Below are 18,845 nucleotides of genomic sequence, written 5' to 3'. Positions count from 1 at the left end.
ACCAGGCCCATCCACCCTACAATCTTTAACGTGATTCATCGGAGTACCCTATGTCTCAATCAGCACGTAATACGATAGGTAAGTTCGGATTACTATCCATGACTTTCGCCGCCGTATACAGCTTTAACAATGTCATCAATAATAATATTGAAATCGGGCTGTCGTCCGCCCCCATGTTCTTTATTGCCACTATCATATACTTCATCCCATTTTGTTTGATTATTGCTGAGTTTGTATCGCTCAATAAAGATTCAGAAGCAGGGGTCTATGCCTGGGTAAAAAGTGCCCTAGGAGGGCGCTGGGCGTTTATGGCTGCCTATACCTACTGGTTCGTTAACCTATTCTTCTTCACATCCCTGTTACCACGTGTACTTGCCTATGCGTCCTACGCCTTTCTTGGTTATGAGTATGTACTTACTCCGCTTGCAACAACGATTCTCAGCACGATGCTGTTTGCCTTTGCCACCTATGTTTCAACCAATGGGGCAAAAATGCTCGGCCCAATAACCTCCGTCACCTCATCGTTCATGCTGCTTCTAACGCTGTCATACATCATGCTATCCGGCGCTGCTGTAATGGGCGGTGTACAGCCTGCCGATCCAATAACCATCGAAGCCATGACGCCAAGTATTAACTGGGCATTCTTTGGCGTTTCAGCATGGATTTTCATGGCTGCCGGCGGTGCTGAGTCTGTTGCTGTCTATGTAAACGATATCAAAGGCGGCCATAAGTCCTTTGTTAAAGTCATCATCTTGGCTGGTATCTTCATTGGTGCGCTGTACTCAGTATCTTCAATCCTGATCAACGTCTTTGTCGAACGTGAAGCACTAAAATTCACAGGAGGGTCGGTTCAGGTGTTTGAGGGAATGGCAGCTTACTTCGGCCTGCCAGAAATGCTGGTTAACCGTTTTGTCGGATTAGTGTCATTCACGGCTATGTTTGGCTCTCTACTAATGTGGACGGCGACACCGGTGAAAATCTTCTTCTCGGAAATTCCAAAAGGTATTTTTGGTGAGAAAACGGTTGCTCTTAACAAGCACGGCGTCCCTGCTCGCGCAGCATGGATTCAGTTCATGATTGTTATCCCACTGATGATTATCCCTACCTTGGGATCCGAAACCGCCCAGGATCTTATGAACACAGTGATCAACATGACAGCAGCGGCCTCAATGCTACCACCATTATTCATCATGCTGGCTTACCTTAATCTGAGACTGAAGCTTGATCACCTGCCGCGTGACTTTAAAATGGGCTCACGTTTTGCTGGTATTGCAATTGTCTCGGTACTGATCGGAATTTTCACGATAGGCTTTCTGGCATCAACCTTCCCGACAGGGGCTGATATCATGACCATCGTCTTCTATAACGTAGGCGGTATCGTAATTTTCCTTGGCTATGCCTGGTGGAAATACAGCCAGTACGAGAAAAACGAACAAAAACCTACGAAACAACTCCAAGCCGCTACCGAATAACTAAATAACGCATTTATCACTCCCTCTGAAAGAAGTTATGTCTTTCAGAGGGGATTTTCTAAGTAAGCCTTCCCTACCCTCTTTTTCGCAATGCTCTTCAATCGCAATTAGTTAGAATAAGCTTCCTACCTTATGTCTTTAAATAGCTTACAAAGTATTATGTGACGGATGAAGGTTTTACAACCATTTCTATATGCATCCTCTTTCAACCGTGAACTATAATGATTCCCGATAGGCATTCAATTGCACCATGGATGGTATATGAAGGTAGCTTTACTCAGATTCTTAGCCCTACTCCTCCCACTGCTTTCAATCACAGCAGCGGCCAGCTTTTATATTTACCATGAAGATGTAATACAACTGGAACAGCGAATCCAAGAAAGAGAACGAAGCCTTCACCAATCGTCCTTACACATAACCCGCCTTCACTTCGCACCAATTATTGATGACTTACGTTATTTAACCCAAAAAGCCCAAGAACTCTCGTTAACAGAGCTATCCGAAGGGGCGAAGATGGTTATATTAGCTAGCACTTTCAGACGACTAGCTGATACACGTAGTTATTACGATCAGGTTAGGCTTATTGACGCCAATGGAATGGAAATCATCCGTGTAAACCAGAGTAAAGATGGCGCGGTTGATGTACGAGAAGAACAACTACAAGATAAAAGTCATCGGCCGTATGTACAAAATGCACTGAAGATTCAGCCAGGATCTTTCTACACTTCGCAATTTGACCTGAATATGGAAAATGGCAAGGTTGAGGTGCCTAGCAAGCCGATGCTTCGATTTGTCAGCCACTTTGTAATCAACGGCGACAGCTGGTTAATATCACTAAATTACTTAGGTGCAGATTACCTTCTCGAATTGAACCAGCAATATAACTGGAACAATGGGCAAAACTGGCTCGTTAACAATAAAGGGCAGTGGTTATTAGGTCCTGAAACAGAGAGTGCCTGGCAGTTCATGGGAGCACAGCAACAAGTAAACAATCAAGACTTCTTTCAGGCATATGGCCAACTCTGGGAACAAATCAACGAAAGTGAAAGCGGCCAAATCAGAGAAGGGGAATATCTCTATACATTCACCCGTTTCTTCTCTGGCGATCAATTTTTAGGAGAAGAGCTGTTTACTCTACCTTTTGATGGCACAGATCTGCCTTGGACTATCATCTCAAGAGTGAATATGACTGAAGCTGTTCTTGAACTGGCCTTTTCCCAACAACGTATCGTGAAATTCGCTATTTTCAGCATCTTAATTATGGCGTTAGTTTCAGGTTGCATGGTACTTGCCTGGCACCTTCTCCATATGCTCCGAGACGAAAAGAAGTTGAAGGAAGACATTGAAGACGTTGCCTTGAAATATTCAACCGTATTGAAACATGCCCGCGATGGTCTTATCACCATCAGTGACGACATGACGATCAACTCGATAAACAAAGCAGCAGGACAAATCCTAAACATTAACGAGGATACTGCAAAAGGGAAAAACCTCCTAAAACTTGTCACTGGACAGAAGACTCGAGAGCAAATTAAAGATATCGTTCAGCAGGTTCACGAGAAGAGTGATAGCAAAACCTCGCAAGCGATAAAAGCTCGTATTCAGTTAATCAGTTTAAAACCCCGCCATATCGAGTTTATTGCATCAGAAACCTTCTACCACTCTAGCAGTGAAATACTACTAAATATTAGAGATATTACTTACTGGATAGAGCGGGAAGAAAAGCTTAAGAGCATGTCTCGTGCACTTGAACAAAGTAACGACTCAATCATCATTACCAATAATCGTGGGATTATTGAATATGTTAACCAGTCTTTTGAAAACCTTACCGGAGTGAAGTCCAAAGACATTATCGGCGCGCAGTCCTCTACTTTACTTAAGCGGACACTTGATGATGAAAAAGAAGCTCGTAAGGTTCAGGAGCAATTAAAAGATGGCAGAACCGTCAACCGTGTCATTGCCCGCCGGCAACAAGACAACTCCGTTCTATATGAAGAAAAAACGATTTCGCCGATCCGCAACAGTCGCGGAAAGATCAGCCACTATATTTCTACCGGTAAGGATATTACCGAAAGAGTACTGTTTGAGAGTAAACTGCACAAACTGGCTCATTATGATCTGTTGACCGAATTACCAAACCGTACGCTTCTACAACAATTTCTCGAGACAGCAATACAACAAGCTAAGCGAACTTCGACCAGCATCGCCTTACTGACTATTGATCTTGACCATTTTAAACAAGTCAACGACTCGCTGGGTCATGATATCGGCGATAAAGTACTACTTGCGGTAGCAAAGCGTATCAATGGAGCGTTAAGGGAAGACGATACACTTGCTCGGTTAGGAGGAGATGAGTTTGCGATCATTATTAAAGATAGTGTAGAGCCCGCAAATATTATCACCATGGCCAACCGCATCCTTCGCCATATCAGCAAACCTCTATGTATAGATAGCAGGGAGCTGTTTATTGCTGGTAGTATCGGGATCAGCATCTCTCCCGACGATACAGACGAAGTAGAGAGCCTCTTAAAACAAGCCGATATTGCCTTGTATCGCGCTAAAGAGGAAGGCCGTAATAAATTCTGTTTCTATACTCAGCAGATGGGGGTGGATAGCATTAATCGCATGCAACTAGAATCAGAGCTGAGAAGAACAATAGGTACAAGTCGTTACCATTTTTATTACCAGCCTAAAGTTAATGCAATTACCCATGACATTTGCGGTGTTGAAGCGTTACTTCGTTGGGAAAACGAAAACGGAGACATTCAATCACCACTTGAGATAATTCCAATTCTTGAACATTCAGGTTTAATTATTGATGTCGGAGAATACCTTATCCACAGCGCATGCGAACAACTTGTAAAGTGGCGAAACAATAATTTCAATTTACATTTTGCCCTGAATATTTCTGCCCGTCAGTTGTTAAATTCCAACATCGTCGAAACAGTACAAAAAGCCATCAGTGAAACGGGGTGCGATCCGCAGAGCCTTGAGCTGGAAATTACCGAAAGCGTAATCATGTCGGATGTTAAAATCGCATTAGACAAACTGATAAAACTTGAAGCGCTAGGAGTTAAAATTGCCATTGATGACTTTGGAACCGGCTATTCTTCGCTGGCCTACCTCAGTCGCTTCCCTATCCACATCCTGAAAGTTGATCGCGAATTTGTGAAGGATTTACCGAGGAATAAAGATAATATTACGATCACACGGTCAATCGTTGAACTAGCACATAATCTGAATATGAGAGTCGTTGCCGAAGGCGTCGAAACTGAAGCCCAGGAAAAATTTCTTGCGAGCCTTGGCGTTGAAGAGTTTCAGGGTTACTACTTTGGACGGCCGATGCCGCAGAAAGAATTCGAGCTTCAATATCTCAGCTCGCCTGAAGACATTTTTACCTCCGAAAAAGTTACGGGTTGAATTACGTTTGTTGCTTCGCCTAATCGAGCATATAATTCGGCTATGTACCCCAGCACCAAGATACCCTTAAGGTTAGCAATATGAGCTTTAGTGATCATTTAGACAACTTCATTAAACAACGAGACAAACAGCCTCAAGGTGCTTCGAAACCTGCTTATCAACGAAAATCGTTTGTTCAAGAACCGACAAATCAAAGTGTTGCCCGAGAAGCTATTGCTAAAGCTCAGGAAGATGCTTCAAAGCAGGCAAGTATCGATACCAAAGCTCCCCATGTACGAATTAATGGACGTTGTGTCACTGAAAGTGAAGCTCAAACTGTTGATCAAATGAAAGTTGATTCCAAACCGGCCAACCCAGACCGTATCGACTACATCAAGCAATTAAGAAAAGAGCTTAAGCTCAAAAAGCGTTCATCATAATTCCCACTCCATACAACTGCGCTAATGAGCAATCGTACAAAAATCCAGCTCTTTAGCGCCAAATTGATCTTAACGCCTACCTTCACACTCTAGAGGTGCTCAATTTATTTATTGAACAGCGTTTGGCTACGTGTTTTTAATTTTGTTTATTTTCTCACCAAGAAAATAGCTCGAAAAACACTCTAACAAGAGTCCAATGCGATGCTCAATGTTTCCACCATATAAAAAAAACCAACAAAATAAAAAAAATATTTGCCAAAATAAATCTCCAATCAATCAATATTTAACCAATTACGAAGATTTGTCTGTTTTTAATACAGAAAACATTCATCTCAACATTATAGTTACATGGAAATATAAGCAATTATGTTTGTAATAGACATAAAATGACATCAACCACAAACAATAAGTCATTGAAATAAAAGAACTTAAGTTCGAGTGGTGATATTGACGAGTAAATAAAATGAGCAGTGTGATCTCACTTTAACAGATATGACATTAAATACACCAAGACCAAACAACCAACAATTGGAAACATATTGGCCGCAGTTAAAAAACAGCATGAACATATATCACCAACCATACAAATATTTACCCAAAGTTATTATCGCAGGCACTACACCATAAGGACAAAAAAAGCAATATAGGCACAGGGGGTTTTAGAGAGTAAAATTGCCGTCTGAAAAAAGTATGAAAGACATAATCATGAACTCAATAATTCAAATAAACGAGCTGGAATCTCTGCTTATTGCGATTATCGTGCTTTTTCTTGGCTACTTTATTAATAGCAAAGTTAAGGTTCTTAGAAAGTATAATATCCCAGAACCCATTGTCGGTGGCTTGATCGTAGCGGTCATCATCACAATACTTCACCAACAGGGCATAGATGTCACATTTAAGCTAAGCATCAAAGACACCTTAATGCAGATGTTCTTTGCAACCGTTGGTCTGGCTGCAAGTTTCAAGTTACTTGCAAAAGGCGGTACCCGTGTATTTTTGTTCCTTGGTATCGCTACACTATATATCACGATTCAGAATGCTGTCGGGGTCAGCCTCAGTACCCTACTCGGCCTAGATCCGCTACTCGGGCTCATTGTTGGCTCAATTACGCTTTCTGGAGGCCATGGGACAGGCGCAGCATGGTCACAGACCTTCGCTAGCGACTTTGGACTACACACGCTTGAGCTTTCAATGGCTGCGGCAACATTTGGCCTTGTTATGGGTGGTATTATTGGTGGACCGGTCGCACAACGTCTAATCAACAAACATCAGTTAAAATCTGAGTTTGGTGACGGGGAACACCACCATCTCGAGCACCCTGATCTCGTGACATATAGCGATCATGAAGAAGATCGTATCACCGCGAAAAACTCCATTGAGGTACTCTTTATTCTTCTTGTATGTGTTGCTGGCGCTTCACATGTAAAAGAGTTCATCGATAGTTTCGGTGTAAATTGGCTGCGTATTCCTGATTTCGTTTATGCCCTGTTTATCGGTGTGTTTATCACTAACGTATGTGAGACCACCAAGGTATACAAAGTTAACAAAGAAACGGTCGATGCCCTGGGGACAATATCACTGTCACTATTCTTGGCTATGGCGCTGATGAGTCTGCAGCTTTGGGAGCTGCTTGAGCTTGCGCTACCAATGCTACTGATCTTGTCAGTACAGACCATTACCCTGGCGATTTTTGCTTATTTTGTAACTTTCCGCCTAATGGGGAAAACTTATGATGCGGCTATCATTTCAGGCGGTCATTGTGGCTTTGGTATGGGTGCGACACCAACAGCTGTAATGAATATGGGCTCGCTGGTATCAAGAAATGGACCTTCACCGCAGGCATTTATGGTTGTACCAATTGTTGGGGCCTTCTTCATTGATATTGCGAACTTAATTGTATTGCAAACCTATATCAGCTTTATAAACTAACAAGACTGATAATTGAAAAGCCCAAGTGACAATGTCACTTGGGCTTTTTTCTTGCCTTAATTCACCTAAATCCCGCATTTACGTTCTATGATTAATACAAACAGATAATGTATAAGGCCTTCTTGCCATTTTGCTCAGGGTGCGCATGGAAAGTTCTCATATCAACTCGTTTCCCGCAGCTTGATATGAACATAATAATACACATAGAAAAAGCAGGGCTAAACACACAAAACGTATGGGGTATTAAGATGTTAGGTGAAAATCACGCACTCTTCATTGAGTTCCCAGATATGCAGGACAAGATTCAGGAACTAAAAATGGCGGATGAAAACTTTAAAGCCATGTCTGACAGATACCACAAACTCGACCATAGAATACGAGGATTAGAAGGCAGCAATATTCCTACGGAAGACTCCCACTTTTCCCAACTCAAATTTGAACGGGCCCAACTAAAGGACAAAATCTACAGCATCTTAACCAATTAACGTCATTGCTAATTACATTCCTTACGAAAAATCCCCCGTTCATTTGAACGGGGGGATCAATATGCTTATATATTACACATTGGTTTACAAATTCCTCCCTCGTTTCCCGAACGGTTTCACAGCCACCAGCCAACCATAAACTACTGAGATTAATAAAAAACACTTACCACTCACTAGGTTTATTAGATTAAAGAGTCGAAACATTTGTAACAATGTATGTCTACCTATTCTCTATTAAAAAAAAGTTGATAGAATCCGCGCATCCTATCAACAATGCAACTTTTGTTGATAAATACCAAAAAAAATTAGAGCCTATGCTGCAGCAATGTTTCCTGGCTGCATTTGTCGTGGTGATTGAGAGAAAAATGAAAAAATTTGATAAAGCTATGCAGATCCTGCTTGCAGGTTTCTGTATCAATCTTTGTATGGGTATTCTATATGCTTGGAGTGTTTTTAAGCAGGCTCTGGTCGTCGATCTAGGTTGGTCTAATGCCGACGCATCGATGCCCTACACCGTTGCTGTAATCACCTTCTCACTATCACTTCTGGTAGCAGGCGTACTTCAGGATCGTATGGGGCCTCGCCGTATCCTTATTCTGGGTACTGTAATGGTTGGCTTAGGTATGATCATTTCCAGCTTTGCTACGTCACCAGTACTTCTAATCCTAACCTTCGGTCTACTAACAGGCTGCGGTATTGGCTTCGGCTACGCGTGTCTGGCCCCATCAGCCATGAAATGGTTCCACCCTTCTAAAAAAGGAATGGTAAACGGTCTGATTGCTGCAGGTTTTGGTCTAGCGGCGGTATATCTTGCCCCGCTAACCTCTGCACTCATTGACGGCTTTGGCATTAACACCAGCTTCCTTATCCTAGGTGTTGCTGTTCTGCTTATTGCGGTTCCTCTAGCTTGCACTATCTCCAATCCGCCAGCCACTTATACGCCAGAAGCTCCTGCAGGGACCGCAAACAAAGCAACAGCTAAGCCAGTTGATATCAACTGGCGTGCAATGCTGAAAACACCTCAGTTCTACTCATTGTGGCTGATGTTTGCCCTAGCATCTTCTGCTGGTCTGATGGTCATTGGTAACATCACGTCTATTGCTGCGGCCCAAGCGAATATTACTGAGGCGGCTTACCTGGTTGTAATCCTATCTATCTTCAACTCTGGCGGCCGCATTGCAGCAGGTATGCTGTCTGACAAAATTGGTGGTGTTAAAACTCTGATGCTTGCATTCATCATGCAAGGTATCAACATGGCGATGTTCGCGAGCTTCCAGTCTGATTTCACACTAATGGTTGGCGCGGCACTAGCTGGTATCGGCTACGGTACGCTTCTTGCCGTATTCCCATCCATTACAGCAGACTACTACGGCCTGAAAAACTACGGTGCAAACTATGGCGTACTTTACACGGCATGGGGTATCAGTGGCTTTATCGGCCCTGTTGTTGCGGCAGTTGCAGTTGATACTACTGGTACGTACACACTTGCCTACACCATCTGCGCTATCATGATGGCCGTTGCCGTGATTCTGTCCTTTATCACTAAGCCTGTTGATGCCGAAGCACTAGAGAAAAAGTTAGCGCAAGCATAAACAATTTACAAAATAAAAAAAGCACAGTATAAGCTGTGCTTTTTTACGATTAATATAATAACATACGCGCAAAATTTTATTTTTAAGAAACATAACCATGTTAATTCCATGGCTATATATGAGGAATACTTTATTTTATCATTTACCACAAATGATAAAATAACCAAATTCACTACATAAGTAGTATCAACTGTAAATATAATCATCTTCAAGCCAGCCTGTCTATATCAACTCACACCCGCATAAATTACAACACACTAATCAATAACCATCTGAAGTAAACTATAAATTTGGATACCCATAAAGCTCGAACAACAATTCCTATAGCTGTATTTACAGCTCTGTCTAACATTCAATAATTAGCTTAATATCAAAAACAACAATCTTGATATTAAAACAACAACCGATCTTTAGTATATCCAACTACAACCACATACCAGCCAAATTAAATTTGCACTCTCTTGGTTTTCACAAAAATAATAATTAAGAAATTAAATCACAGCCATTATTAGATGGCGGGTGAAAAGCTCGTTACTCAAATATATTTTTCATCATTATGAATGGAAGCTAGGAGCGAGTAATGAAATATAAATATACATTAAAGCGCCACCACCTCGGCGTGCTAATAACAGCAGGGTGCATATTCGGACTGTCAAATAGCCTGGTTTATGCTGAAGCCGAACCGGTTGAGCCCCCTTCAATTGGCTCATTGAAGGGGATTCAACCAGCACCAGTTCCAGGTCTAGAGGAGTATGTCAAAAACAAAAAAGCAGCAATCAAACTGGGTAAGGCACTATTTTGGGACATGCAAGTAGGAAGTCAGGGGCAAAGTTGCGGTAGTTGCCACTTTAATGCTGGCGCAGATAGTCGGCAGAAGAACCAGCTAAGCCCAAGCCTCAACCATACCGACCCATTATTTCAAGGAAAATTTGACCCTACTCTTTCAGGGGGAGCCGGAGGACCAAACTACACACTTACTGCATCAGACTTTCCGTTCAGGAAATATGAAAATCCTGATGATCGTAAATCAACCGTTCTGTTTGATAGCAATGATGTTACATCTTCACAGGGGGTATTTGCATCTACCTTTACTGACCTATCAGGTAATGAATATCCGCCAGAGTTTAATGACGGCAAAGAAAACTGCACTACCGACGCAGATATCTTTAATGTGGTACATATTGCAACACGAAAGGTTGAACCACGAAATACGCCAACCGTTATCAATGCAATATTTAATTTCAGAAACTTTTGGGATGGTAGAGCCAATAATACATTTAATGGTGTCGATCCCTTTGGGCTCAGAAACAAAGACGCCCATGTTCTCCGTTATGACATAAAAACCAACAAGCTTATACCTAAAAAAGTTGCTCTTATCAATTCAAGTGCCGCTTCACAAGCCGTTGGCCCTGTTACTAGCCCGTTCGAAATGACCTGCGACGGAAAATCGTTCCAGATGATGGCCAAAAAGCTTCTTGATTTAAAACCTTTGGCCTTACAACAAGTTGATCGTTCAGATAGCCAGCTTGGACTTATAAGTGCCCACCCATCTAATGGCCTAATACCTACTTATCGTACAATGGTTATGGATGCTTTTAATAACGAGTACTGGATGAGTCCGCAAATGAGTGACGGTTTTACCCAGATAGAGAACAATTTCTCCCTATTCTGGGGGCTCGCGATTCAATTGTATGAAAGTACGTTAATTTCTGATGATTCACGGTTCGATAGATATATGGACGGCGACTCTACGGCATTAACTGCCTCAGAATTACGTGGGATGGGAATTTTCCTTGGTAAAGGTAAGTGCGCAAACTGTCATAGCGGTCCAGAATTCTCTAAGGCAGCCACACACTTAATCGGTGAAGAAGAGGAAGAAGGACTTGTTGAAAGAATGGTTATGAGTGACAACCATATCGCGCTTTATGATAATGGTTTTTACAATATCGGGGTGCGTCCAACCAAAGAAGACATTGGTGTTGGTGGCGAAGACCCTTGGGGTAACCCTCTCTCATTCACTCAACAAGCAAAAGATATTGCAGCTGGTAAAAATGCCCCGGATAACTTCGAAGTCGACCCTTCAACCTTTGAAGAAAATCCAGAAGACCCTGTCGATCCTTATGAAAGGGATGCGGTATTTGGTGCTTTCAAAGTTCCAGGACTACGTAATGTAGAGCTGACAGGCCCATACATGCACAATGGTGGTATGTCTTCATTAATACAAGTAGTGAACTTCTACAACCGTGGTGGTAATCGAACTGGTGATAGTAGCTCAGATTCTACGGGGTTTGACGGTAACAACACAACCTCTAACCTTGATCCTGACATTCGATCACTGGGGCTTACTGAAGATGAAAAACATGACCTTGTTGCATTTATGAAATCGCTCACCGACGAACGTGTACGCTGGGAAAAAGCGCCGTTTGATCGCCCACAACTATTTGTACCCGTGGGTGGAATTGGTGATGAGTTTACAGTCCAAGATGACGGCAGTGGTCGTTCCATTGAAAAATGGCTTGAATTGCCGGCCATCGGTGCTAACGGACGATCGGCAAAAAACCTACCGGCAATACAACCATTTCTTAACGGCGGTGAGATCGATGAAACATCTGGTCCTGTTGAAGCGGCAGAAGCTGTTGATGATAGCGTGTCTGGTTCATACCGCAGACCTATCGCCATCGATGTCCTAGCCAATGATCAGGCCGGTACCTATCCGATAGATCCGAGTTCGGTTATTATTGTTAGCCAGCCAAACTCTCGTAATGGCTCGCTAACGGATAATGGTGACGGAACATTTAGCTACCGGGCTTTCCGAGTGACTGATAATTCGTTCAGCTATCAGGTAACGGATGAAAATGGCATGCTGTCAAATGTCGCTACCGTGACTATTGGTGTTACGTTTTAAGCATTAGACATGCTTTAAGCGCAAGCGGGACTCACTCGACCTGCAGGCGAACACAGTTTATACGCATACGAAAAAGCCCTTGTCTTTCGACAAGGGCTTTAATCAGTGGCGGAACGGCTGGGCTTGCGTACAAGCGGGACTCTTCGAGAACTCATTCGACCGAAGGCCGAATTTCATTTAAACACATACAAAAAAGGCCCAGTCTTTCGACTGAGCCTTCTGTGTAGTGGCGGAGCGGACGGGACTCGAACCCGCGACCCCCGGCGTGACAGGCCGGTATTCTAACCAACTGAACTACCGCTCCAATTCTTTGTGAAGCTCGATACTAAATCAAACCTCTAGAATATGGCGGAGAGATAGGGATTTGAACCCTAGATACGCTACAAACGTATGCCGGTTTTCAAGACCGGTGCTTTCAACCACTCAGCCATCTCTCCGTAAGTGCGGAGAATAATACGGATTTCAGGTTTTTCTGTAAAGCCTTTTTTAGTAAAAAAATACCAACCACTCAGATATAAAGCAAGATGCTGAAATTAAAGGCTATAAAACCCATTATTCATGCAAATACAATCATAATAGCGCAACAAAGCTCATGTCATATTTAATGCTCTAGCCCTCAATTTCGACATAAATCCATTTCAATTAATATTTTCTGGTTTACATTTCACTTTATTGTGACAAATTCTATGTTTTCATAAATGTGTAAACACATTTAATGCGAGTAGTAAGCACCATGAACTGTAAGAACAAGCAACTTCTCTCTTTCTGGTTGTTGCTCCCCCTTGCCTCACTTCTCTCTCAAACTAGCCACGCGGAAGAACAGGGGTCAACTACCTGCCAGGTGGAAAAAACAGTATCAGGTTGGAAACTCCTCAATTCACAATGTGATATTGGTAACGGCCTTTGGGGACGAAAACCAAAAAATATTCCTAGTAGCTTTTGGCTTCAGTGCAATTATGGCAAAGCGCTACCCAATAAAGAGCTGACCGCACAGCTCAGCCGCTTCTATCATGAAGAGAGCTATCTTGTTCCTGACAACGGAAAGTTACGCTGCCTAATTGGCCCTTTCCAAAACTACAACCAAGCTAAAACCGCAAAAAACCAACTGAATAGCCAAAAGCTAAAAAACACTTTTATTCGCCAAACAACCTCTGTTGTATCGATTAATAACAGAACGTCTGGCTATGCCAGAACAGACACAAGCTCGACATCAGCGCAATCCCCAGCAGCAACTCAGCAAAAAAAGAAATTGGTTGATAATAGAGTTATCATGAACTCAATTATCTATTCTTTTACCTTCAACAACTTAAGCTATCACTTACCCAAGAACATCAATTCAACAAAGGAAATGCCACCAGCATTTACTCAAGAAAACAACCAATACTGGTCAAAAGTAAATTTCTTGCCCGCAGAAAATTGGTGTAAAAAATATGGCTTAAGACTGCCTACAGCAGCTGAGCTAAAAGAGCTTCAAACATATGGTCAGTACTTACTTCTACGCCACAAATGGCCAATCAAGTCCAGTTATTGGAGTAATACAATCAATCCGTATACGGGCGAAATAAAAACCCTAAATCTGCGCAATGGCCAGGATGATGAATATCGTCCCTTAGCTCAGCTATACGTAACTTGCGTGACAGAAGCGAGTTAATATTAAGGGTATCCCCCTTTCCTGACAGCTTTTCATATCAAGGCCACATAACGTGGCCTTTTACTGCTAAAAAGTTTTTCCTTCCACTCTTTTCTAAGCTAACTAATAAGTCGATTACTAGAAGAATTGCAATCTGTTCCTATACTGAATATTGATACGAATAACATACATTTATTGAATCAGTGCTTTACATAAGAAATGTAATGTTGGTTTCTCTTCTTATAAAAAGAATGACAGGACACAACTATGAAGCAAACGATACAGTTTTCTATCGCAATTTCGACCTTGGTATTTGTACTCTCCGGTTGTGATAACAGCAATGTTCAAGACAAAGAACTAATCAAATCACTCGAGGCTAAAATCCAATCCCTTGAACAGCAACTGGAACAATCAGCGCAGGCAACAGAACTGACTAGCACTGACTCTGGAGCGGCCAATCAGAAAGCGTTAGAAGACAAAGTTGCCAGCCTCGAAAAGCAATTAGCTAGCGCAAAAACCAGTGCTCCAGCTAGTAAAAACCACCCATCAACACTAGAAAGTGCAAAAAAGCTCGGCTACATAAAATGTGGCGTCAGTACCGGGCTAGTAGGGTTCTCATCGCCTAACGCCAAAGGCGAGTGGGAAGGCCTCGATGTTGAATTCTGCCAAGCAGTTGCCGCGGCAGCAATTGGTGATAAAACAAAAGTGAAGTACATTCCGCTTACAACCAAAGAGCGCTTTACCGCCCTCCAGTCCGGTGAAGTTGATCTGCTAGTTCGTAATACGACTTGGACACTACACCGAGACACCGCATTGGGTGTCAATTTCGCTGGTATAAATTACTATGATGGCCAAGGCTTCATGGTTAAAGCCGACGCCGGCATAAAGAGTGCGACAGAATTGGATGGCGCGACCGTTTGTGTCCAATCAGGTACGACAACCGAGCTTAATCTGGCCGATTACTTCCGCTTCCGTGAAATAAAGTACACTCCCATTGTTTTTGATACCGAAGAGGAAACCGTTGAGGGCTTCAAAACGGGAAGTTGCAAAGCAATGACAACCGATCAATCAGCTCTCTATGTACACCGTTTGAGCATGGAAAACCCTGATAGTGTACTCGTTTTACCAGAGCTTATTTCCAAAGAACCTCTTGGACCAGCAGTACGTCAAGACGATAATCAGTGGTTCAACATTGTCAGATGGACACTCAACACCATGATCCATGCTGAAGATCTCGGGGTATCATCTATCAGTGTTGACGATATGAAAAAGTCTAACGATCCGAACATTCGTCGTCTTATTGGCCTCGATGGTCCAAAGGGCAAAGGTCTTGGACTCAATGATGACTGGAGCTACCAAGTGATCAAGCAGGTCGGTAACTACAGTGAAAGTTTCGAGCGCACGGTCGGAATGAGCTCCCCACTCAAGGTTGAGCGCGGCGTTAATGCAACATGGCGAGATGGCGGGATTATGTACGCTCCACCACTTCGCTAAATTCTCTTTCGGCTAATCACGAGGGGGGAGCTACTCTCGCCCCTCGCCCATTTTCATTCAATACAACCATCAACTCGACAGCAGTTAAAATCACCAACAACATGAATTCAGTCATAGCCAGAAACAATAACCAGCTCTGCACTTGATGACTCCATCTCACATTAAATTGCCTATCTAGAGTGACGTTAAAAGCAGCAATTTCCGAAGCACGAGCTTTCAGTTTTGTGAGCCAGATAGGAGTTGAAACATTAATTTACAACTTTGAGAGCAAAGATAATGAATTGTTAAGTATCATCTGACTCAAAGACTTAAAGAAGACATATCGTTAAAGGTAATCACTCATATGCGTATTGATGACTTGCAATTATAAGTGAAAGCCTCAATATATGACTTATCAGCTATCACCATAACTAACCCTAAGGGGAGCATTTATGAACGATCGTATTGTCAATCGTAGCTCAGCATACGAAAGCGTACTTTCAACCAATAAAGTTCTACGCAACACATATTTCCTACTATCGCTCACACTAGTATGGTCGGCGGTAGTTGCTGGCTTCGCGATGGCAATGAACATGCCTCATCCAGGCCTAATCATTACCTTGGTGGGCTTTTACGGTCTAATGTTCTTAACTGAAAAAAATCGTAACAGCAGCTTAGGTATCGTATTTACATTCGCATTGACCGGCTTCATGGGATATACCCTTGGGCCAATCTTAAATATGTACATTGGTGCTGGTATGGGCCAGGCCATTATTCCTGCACTAGGTGGTACGGCACTGACCTTTATGGCGTGTTCTGCTTACGCACTTACCACCAAGCGTGACCTATCGTTCTTGAACGGTATGATACTTGCTGGCTTCGTGGCGATCATTGTTGCTGTTATCGCTAACATCTTCCTACAGATGCCGATGCTATCTCTAGCAATCAGCGGGATGTTCGTACTGTTCTCGTCTGCAGCTATCTTGTTAACGACACAGAATATCGTACGCGGTGGTGAGACTAACTACATTTCTGCGACTGTGACACTTTATGTGTCTATCTACAACCTATTCCTGAGCCTTCTTCAGATCCTAGGTATCATGGGTGGTGACGATTAATCGTCGCAATTACTCCAGTTGCTAAAAGCGCCCTTCGGGCGCTTTTTTATTATGGAGCCTTTCTCAAAACATACTTTTACTTGCAGCAACACGCCTTAATCACTATCCTTTCCCGGTTCCAAAGATCGAGGCACATCATGCTTGAATTTGAAGGCAAACAAATCGAAACCGACGCTCATGGCTATCTCAAAAATGTTGATGACTGGGCTGTCGAACTGGTTCCTCTTCTAGCAAAAGAAGAAGGAATCGAAATGAGCGAAGCTCACTGGGAAGTGGTTCACTTTGTCCGTGATTTCTACAAAGAATTTAACACTTCTCCGGCTATTCGTATGCTAGTGAAAGCGATGGCCAAGAAATACGGTGAAGAAAAAGGTAACTCGCGTTACTTATACAAACTATTCCCGAAAGGTCCAGCAAAACAAGCCACCAAACTGGCGGGACTACCTAAACCAGTCAAGTGTATTTAACACTTAGAGCTCGGTGACTAGATCCTGGTTCCTGGCTACTGAATGTTCAGTACTAGGTTCTAGGTTCTAGACCTACATAATTTCAAACCCATCAACATGACGCCATTCCACTTCTTCGGCTTCCACACTTTCAACGCTTGATGTTCTCGGCCCCGTATTCAACCAAAGCAGCAGCTGACTCACTTTCTCCTCATGCCCACAGGCCAGGACTTCAACACTCCCATCAGGCAAATTCTTTGCGTAACCTGTCAGCCCGTATTTCAAACCTTCATGCGCAGTATGAAACCTGAATCCAACTCCCTGAACCATTCCCTTAATCAAAGCTTTTACACAAATCTGTGACATTAATCACCTCAAGAATTCTATTTATTTCCCGATAATTACTTAGTATGAACACTGTCAGTAAGACTACGGAAAAATCTGCAAAATAATAGGATGCAATAATGAAAGAAGTTGCCTTTCGATGGATCGATAAGTATCTCATTCACCTCACTTTACAAGAAAAATTCTATCTCCTTTTCCTTCTCCCCATTATTGCCGTACTGGGTGTAAGTGCAATTTTAGTCGATGCGGCTGATGAACAACGTATTGAAATCACGACTAATCAACTAAATTCAACAGCTGCCCTATTATCCGAATACCAAGTCAGTCAATCTGATGCTTCTATTCTGATTGCTCAAAACGGCCTTACAATTGGTGGCGGCGAACGTTCTGCACTGGTGTCAGGTATGAACTACTCCATCACAACCAGTGATGTTTCAAGTCTATTGAGCTACCTAACGACAGTTCAAATCAGCGTTGCATCTATTTTACTCTTTATTGTATTGGCTGCTGTGTACTACATCATGACTTTCATCGGCGGCGCGATGTACACCACCAACAAAGCACTCCAAGCACTCGCCGATGGTGATTTAACAAACCGACTGAACTTTTTTAAAGTCCGTGACGAATTCAGTACATTGGCTATTACAATTGACCGTGTTAGTGAAAGAGAGCAAAAACTGGTTCAGGCAACCCAAGAAGCAACCGCTCTCATGCAACAGATAAGCAGTGATTTACGCCAGCGTAGTCATCAGAGCGAGTCTCTCTCTTCTGAGCAGCAGCAACATTTGGACTCACTTGCCAGTGCCACTGAAGAAATGGCGACATCGGTCCGAGAGGTTGCAACCCATGCCCACGAAACTTCTGAGCAAACCCGGGAAGCACAACAGGTATCTGAGCATGGCCGAGGACAAGTCAGCCAGACCCGTTCAGCTATTTCGGTACTGAGCTCTGAAATTGGCCAGGCTGCCGACGCCGTCGCTGAGCTCGATAGCAACGCTGCAAAGATTGATGACGTGGTAACAACTATTAATGGCATCTCTGAGCAAACTAACTTGCTGGCACTGAATGCCGCCATTGAAGCAGCCCGAGCCGGTGAACAAGGTCGTGGCTTTGCTGTTGTGGCCGATGAGGTCCGTACCCTGGCGGGTCGAACTCAGGGTGCCACGGTAGAAATCCAGCAAATGATTGAGTCTTTACAGCACAACAGCCAGCAGCTGATGGCGGTAATGAAAAACACGGTAGATAACGCACAGAGCAGCGAGCAGCTAATGGACTCCGTTGACAATGAAATCTGCCAGATCACCGAGCGTAACCAGCATATCTCAGATCGCAGTACTGAAATTGCGGCAGCCGCAGAGCAACAAGGCGCCGTGGCTGACAACATTGCTTCAAATGTTGAACAAGTTCGAGCACAATCCCATCAAATCTGCGACGTTATTACTCAGTCAGCCAACCAAATCGAGCGGCTTAACCAACAAGCCGAAGTACTTGAGTCTCTTATGAGTGGGTTGAAGGCATAACTTCACTATCTCAGATACTAAAGGGCGTGCAGTGCATGCCCTTTTTTGTTTTGGTTGCTCAGACTTGAACGACATCAATCTGGCTCAGCCG

13 protein-coding genes and 2 tRNA genes are annotated in these 18,845 nt (G+C 43.1%); 12 read left to right on the top strand and 3 right to left on the bottom strand.

The window, feature by feature from the left end; all coding sequences use genetic code 11:
• The first annotated feature begins 50 nt into the window (after positions 1-50).
• From MD588_RS02765 to MD588_RS02735, 7 genes are all read left to right on the top strand, one after another.
• Positions 51-1,472 (top strand): amino acid permease, encoded by a 1,422-nt coding sequence (locus MD588_RS02765; protein ID WP_265695276.1) that lies wholly within the window; start codon positions 51-53, stop codon positions 1,470-1,472.
• Positions 1,473-1,733: 261 nt separating this feature from the next.
• On the top strand, positions 1,734-4,892 hold the full coding sequence (locus tag MD588_RS02760; protein WP_265695275.1) for a sensor domain-containing protein: 3,159 nt from the start codon (positions 1,734-1,736) through the stop codon (positions 4,890-4,892).
• Positions 4,893-4,972: 80 nt separating this feature from the next.
• Entirely contained in the window at positions 4,973-5,311 is a 339-nt protein-coding gene (locus MD588_RS02755) for a hypothetical protein (protein WP_265695274.1), read from the top strand.
• A gap of 705 nt (positions 5,312-6,016) precedes the next feature.
• Positions 6,017-7,240 (top strand): sodium/glutamate symporter, encoded by a 1,224-nt coding sequence (gene gltS, locus MD588_RS02750; RefSeq protein WP_265695273.1) that lies wholly within the window; start codon positions 6,017-6,019, stop codon positions 7,238-7,240.
• A 248-nt stretch (positions 7,241-7,488) separates the two neighbouring features.
• Positions 7,489-7,725 (top strand): YdcH family protein, encoded by a 237-nt coding sequence (locus MD588_RS02745; protein WP_265695272.1) that lies wholly within the window; start codon positions 7,489-7,491, stop codon positions 7,723-7,725.
• Between the two features lie 365 nt (positions 7,726-8,090).
• Positions 8,091-9,317, top strand: a complete 1,227-nt coding sequence (locus MD588_RS02740) for an L-lactate MFS transporter (RefSeq protein WP_265695271.1) — start codon at positions 8,091-8,093, stop codon at positions 9,315-9,317.
• A 580-nt stretch (positions 9,318-9,897) separates the two neighbouring features.
• The gene (locus MD588_RS02735; protein ID WP_265695270.1) at positions 9,898-12,222 is read left to right on the top strand and encodes a cytochrome c peroxidase; all 2,325 of its coding nucleotides are present in this window, start codon (positions 9,898-9,900) and stop codon (positions 12,220-12,222) included.
• Positions 12,223-12,449: 227 nt separating this feature from the next.
• On the opposite strand, the gene MD588_RS02730 is transcribed toward MD588_RS02735, so the two are convergent.
• Both MD588_RS02730 and MD588_RS02725 read right to left on the bottom strand, forming a co-directional pair.
• Positions 12,450-12,526: transfer RNA gene (locus tag MD588_RS02730), tRNA-Asp, on the bottom strand.
• Positions 12,527-12,568: 42 nt separating this feature from the next.
• Positions 12,569-12,659 (bottom strand) — tRNA-Ser (locus MD588_RS02725).
• A 296-nt stretch (positions 12,660-12,955) separates the two neighbouring features.
• On the opposite strand from MD588_RS02725, the gene MD588_RS02720 reads away from it, so the two are divergent.
• The 4 genes from MD588_RS02720 to tusE all read left to right on the top strand — a co-directional run bounded on the left by MD588_RS02720 (position 12,956) and on the right by tusE (position 16,910).
• Positions 12,956-13,873, top strand: coding sequence for an SPOR domain-containing protein (locus MD588_RS02720; protein WP_265695269.1), 918 nt, complete (start codon positions 12,956-12,958; stop codon positions 13,871-13,873).
• A gap of 246 nt (positions 13,874-14,119) precedes the next feature.
• Entirely contained in the window at positions 14,120-15,346 is a 1,227-nt protein-coding gene (locus MD588_RS02715; protein WP_265695268.1) for an amino acid ABC transporter substrate-binding protein, read from the top strand.
• Positions 15,347-15,777: 431 nt separating this feature from the next.
• Positions 15,778-16,443 (top strand): Bax inhibitor-1/YccA family protein, encoded by a 666-nt coding sequence (locus tag MD588_RS02710; RefSeq protein ID WP_265695266.1) that lies wholly within the window; start codon positions 15,778-15,780, stop codon positions 16,441-16,443.
• A 137-nt stretch (positions 16,444-16,580) separates the two neighbouring features.
• Entirely contained in the window at positions 16,581-16,910 is a 330-nt protein-coding gene (gene tusE / locus MD588_RS02705) for a sulfurtransferase TusE (protein WP_265695263.1), read from the top strand.
• Between the two features lie 72 nt (positions 16,911-16,982).
• Here tusE and yccX read toward each other — a convergent pair whose 3' ends face one another.
• A complete protein-coding gene (gene yccX, locus MD588_RS02700; protein WP_265695261.1) occupies positions 16,983-17,255 on the bottom strand; it encodes an acylphosphatase in 273 nt (90 codons plus the stop codon).
• A 98-nt stretch (positions 17,256-17,353) separates the two neighbouring features.
• Between yccX and MD588_RS02695 the strand changes: the two genes are divergently transcribed.
• Complete coding sequence (locus MD588_RS02695) at positions 17,354-18,754, top strand: methyl-accepting chemotaxis protein (RefSeq protein ID WP_265695259.1); 1,401 nt, start codon at positions 17,354-17,356, stop codon at positions 18,752-18,754.
• Positions 18,755-18,845 lie beyond the last annotated feature (91 nt).

This window comes from Photobacterium obscurum (genome assembly GCF_026191635.1).
In the GTDB taxonomy this organism is placed as follows: domain Bacteria; phylum Pseudomonadota; class Gammaproteobacteria; order Enterobacterales; family Vibrionaceae; genus Photobacterium; species Photobacterium obscurum.
The sequence above is the reverse complement of the archived record's forward strand: the minus strand, read 5'-3'. Positions and strand labels throughout refer to the sequence as shown.

What these genes read in the sequence shown, in the direction of transcription:
- MD588_RS02765 (WP_265695276.1), top strand. Translation starts at nt 51, where the DNA reads ATGTCTCAATCAGCACGTAATACGATAGGTAAGTTCGGATTACTATCC.
- MD588_RS02760 (WP_265695275.1), top strand. Translation starts at nt 1,734, where the DNA reads ATGAAGGTAGCTTTACTCAGATTCTTAGCCCTACTCCTCCCACTGCTT.
- MD588_RS02755 (WP_265695274.1), top strand. Translation starts at nt 4,973, where the DNA reads ATGAGCTTTAGTGATCATTTAGACAACTTCATTAAACAACGAGACAAA.
- gltS (WP_265695273.1), top strand. Translation starts at nt 6,017, where the DNA reads ATGAACTCAATAATTCAAATAAACGAGCTGGAATCTCTGCTTATTGCG.
- MD588_RS02745 (WP_265695272.1), top strand. Translation starts at nt 7,489, where the DNA reads ATGTTAGGTGAAAATCACGCACTCTTCATTGAGTTCCCAGATATGCAG.
- MD588_RS02740 (WP_265695271.1), top strand. Translation starts at nt 8,091, where the DNA reads ATGAAAAAATTTGATAAAGCTATGCAGATCCTGCTTGCAGGTTTCTGT.
- MD588_RS02735 (WP_265695270.1), top strand. Translation starts at nt 9,898, where the DNA reads ATGAAATATAAATATACATTAAAGCGCCACCACCTCGGCGTGCTAATA.
- MD588_RS02720 (WP_265695269.1), top strand. Translation starts at nt 12,956, where the DNA reads ATGAACTGTAAGAACAAGCAACTTCTCTCTTTCTGGTTGTTGCTCCCC.
- MD588_RS02715 (WP_265695268.1), top strand. Translation starts at nt 14,120, where the DNA reads ATGAAGCAAACGATACAGTTTTCTATCGCAATTTCGACCTTGGTATTT.
- MD588_RS02710 (WP_265695266.1), top strand. Translation starts at nt 15,778, where the DNA reads ATGAACGATCGTATTGTCAATCGTAGCTCAGCATACGAAAGCGTACTT.
- tusE (WP_265695263.1), top strand. Translation starts at nt 16,581, where the DNA reads ATGCTTGAATTTGAAGGCAAACAAATCGAAACCGACGCTCATGGCTAT.
- yccX (WP_265695261.1), bottom strand. Translation starts at nt 17,255, where the DNA reads ATGTCACAGATTTGTGTAAAAGCTTTGATTAAGGGAATGGTTCAGGGA.
- MD588_RS02695 (WP_265695259.1), top strand. Translation starts at nt 17,354, where the DNA reads ATGAAAGAAGTTGCCTTTCGATGGATCGATAAGTATCTCATTCACCTC.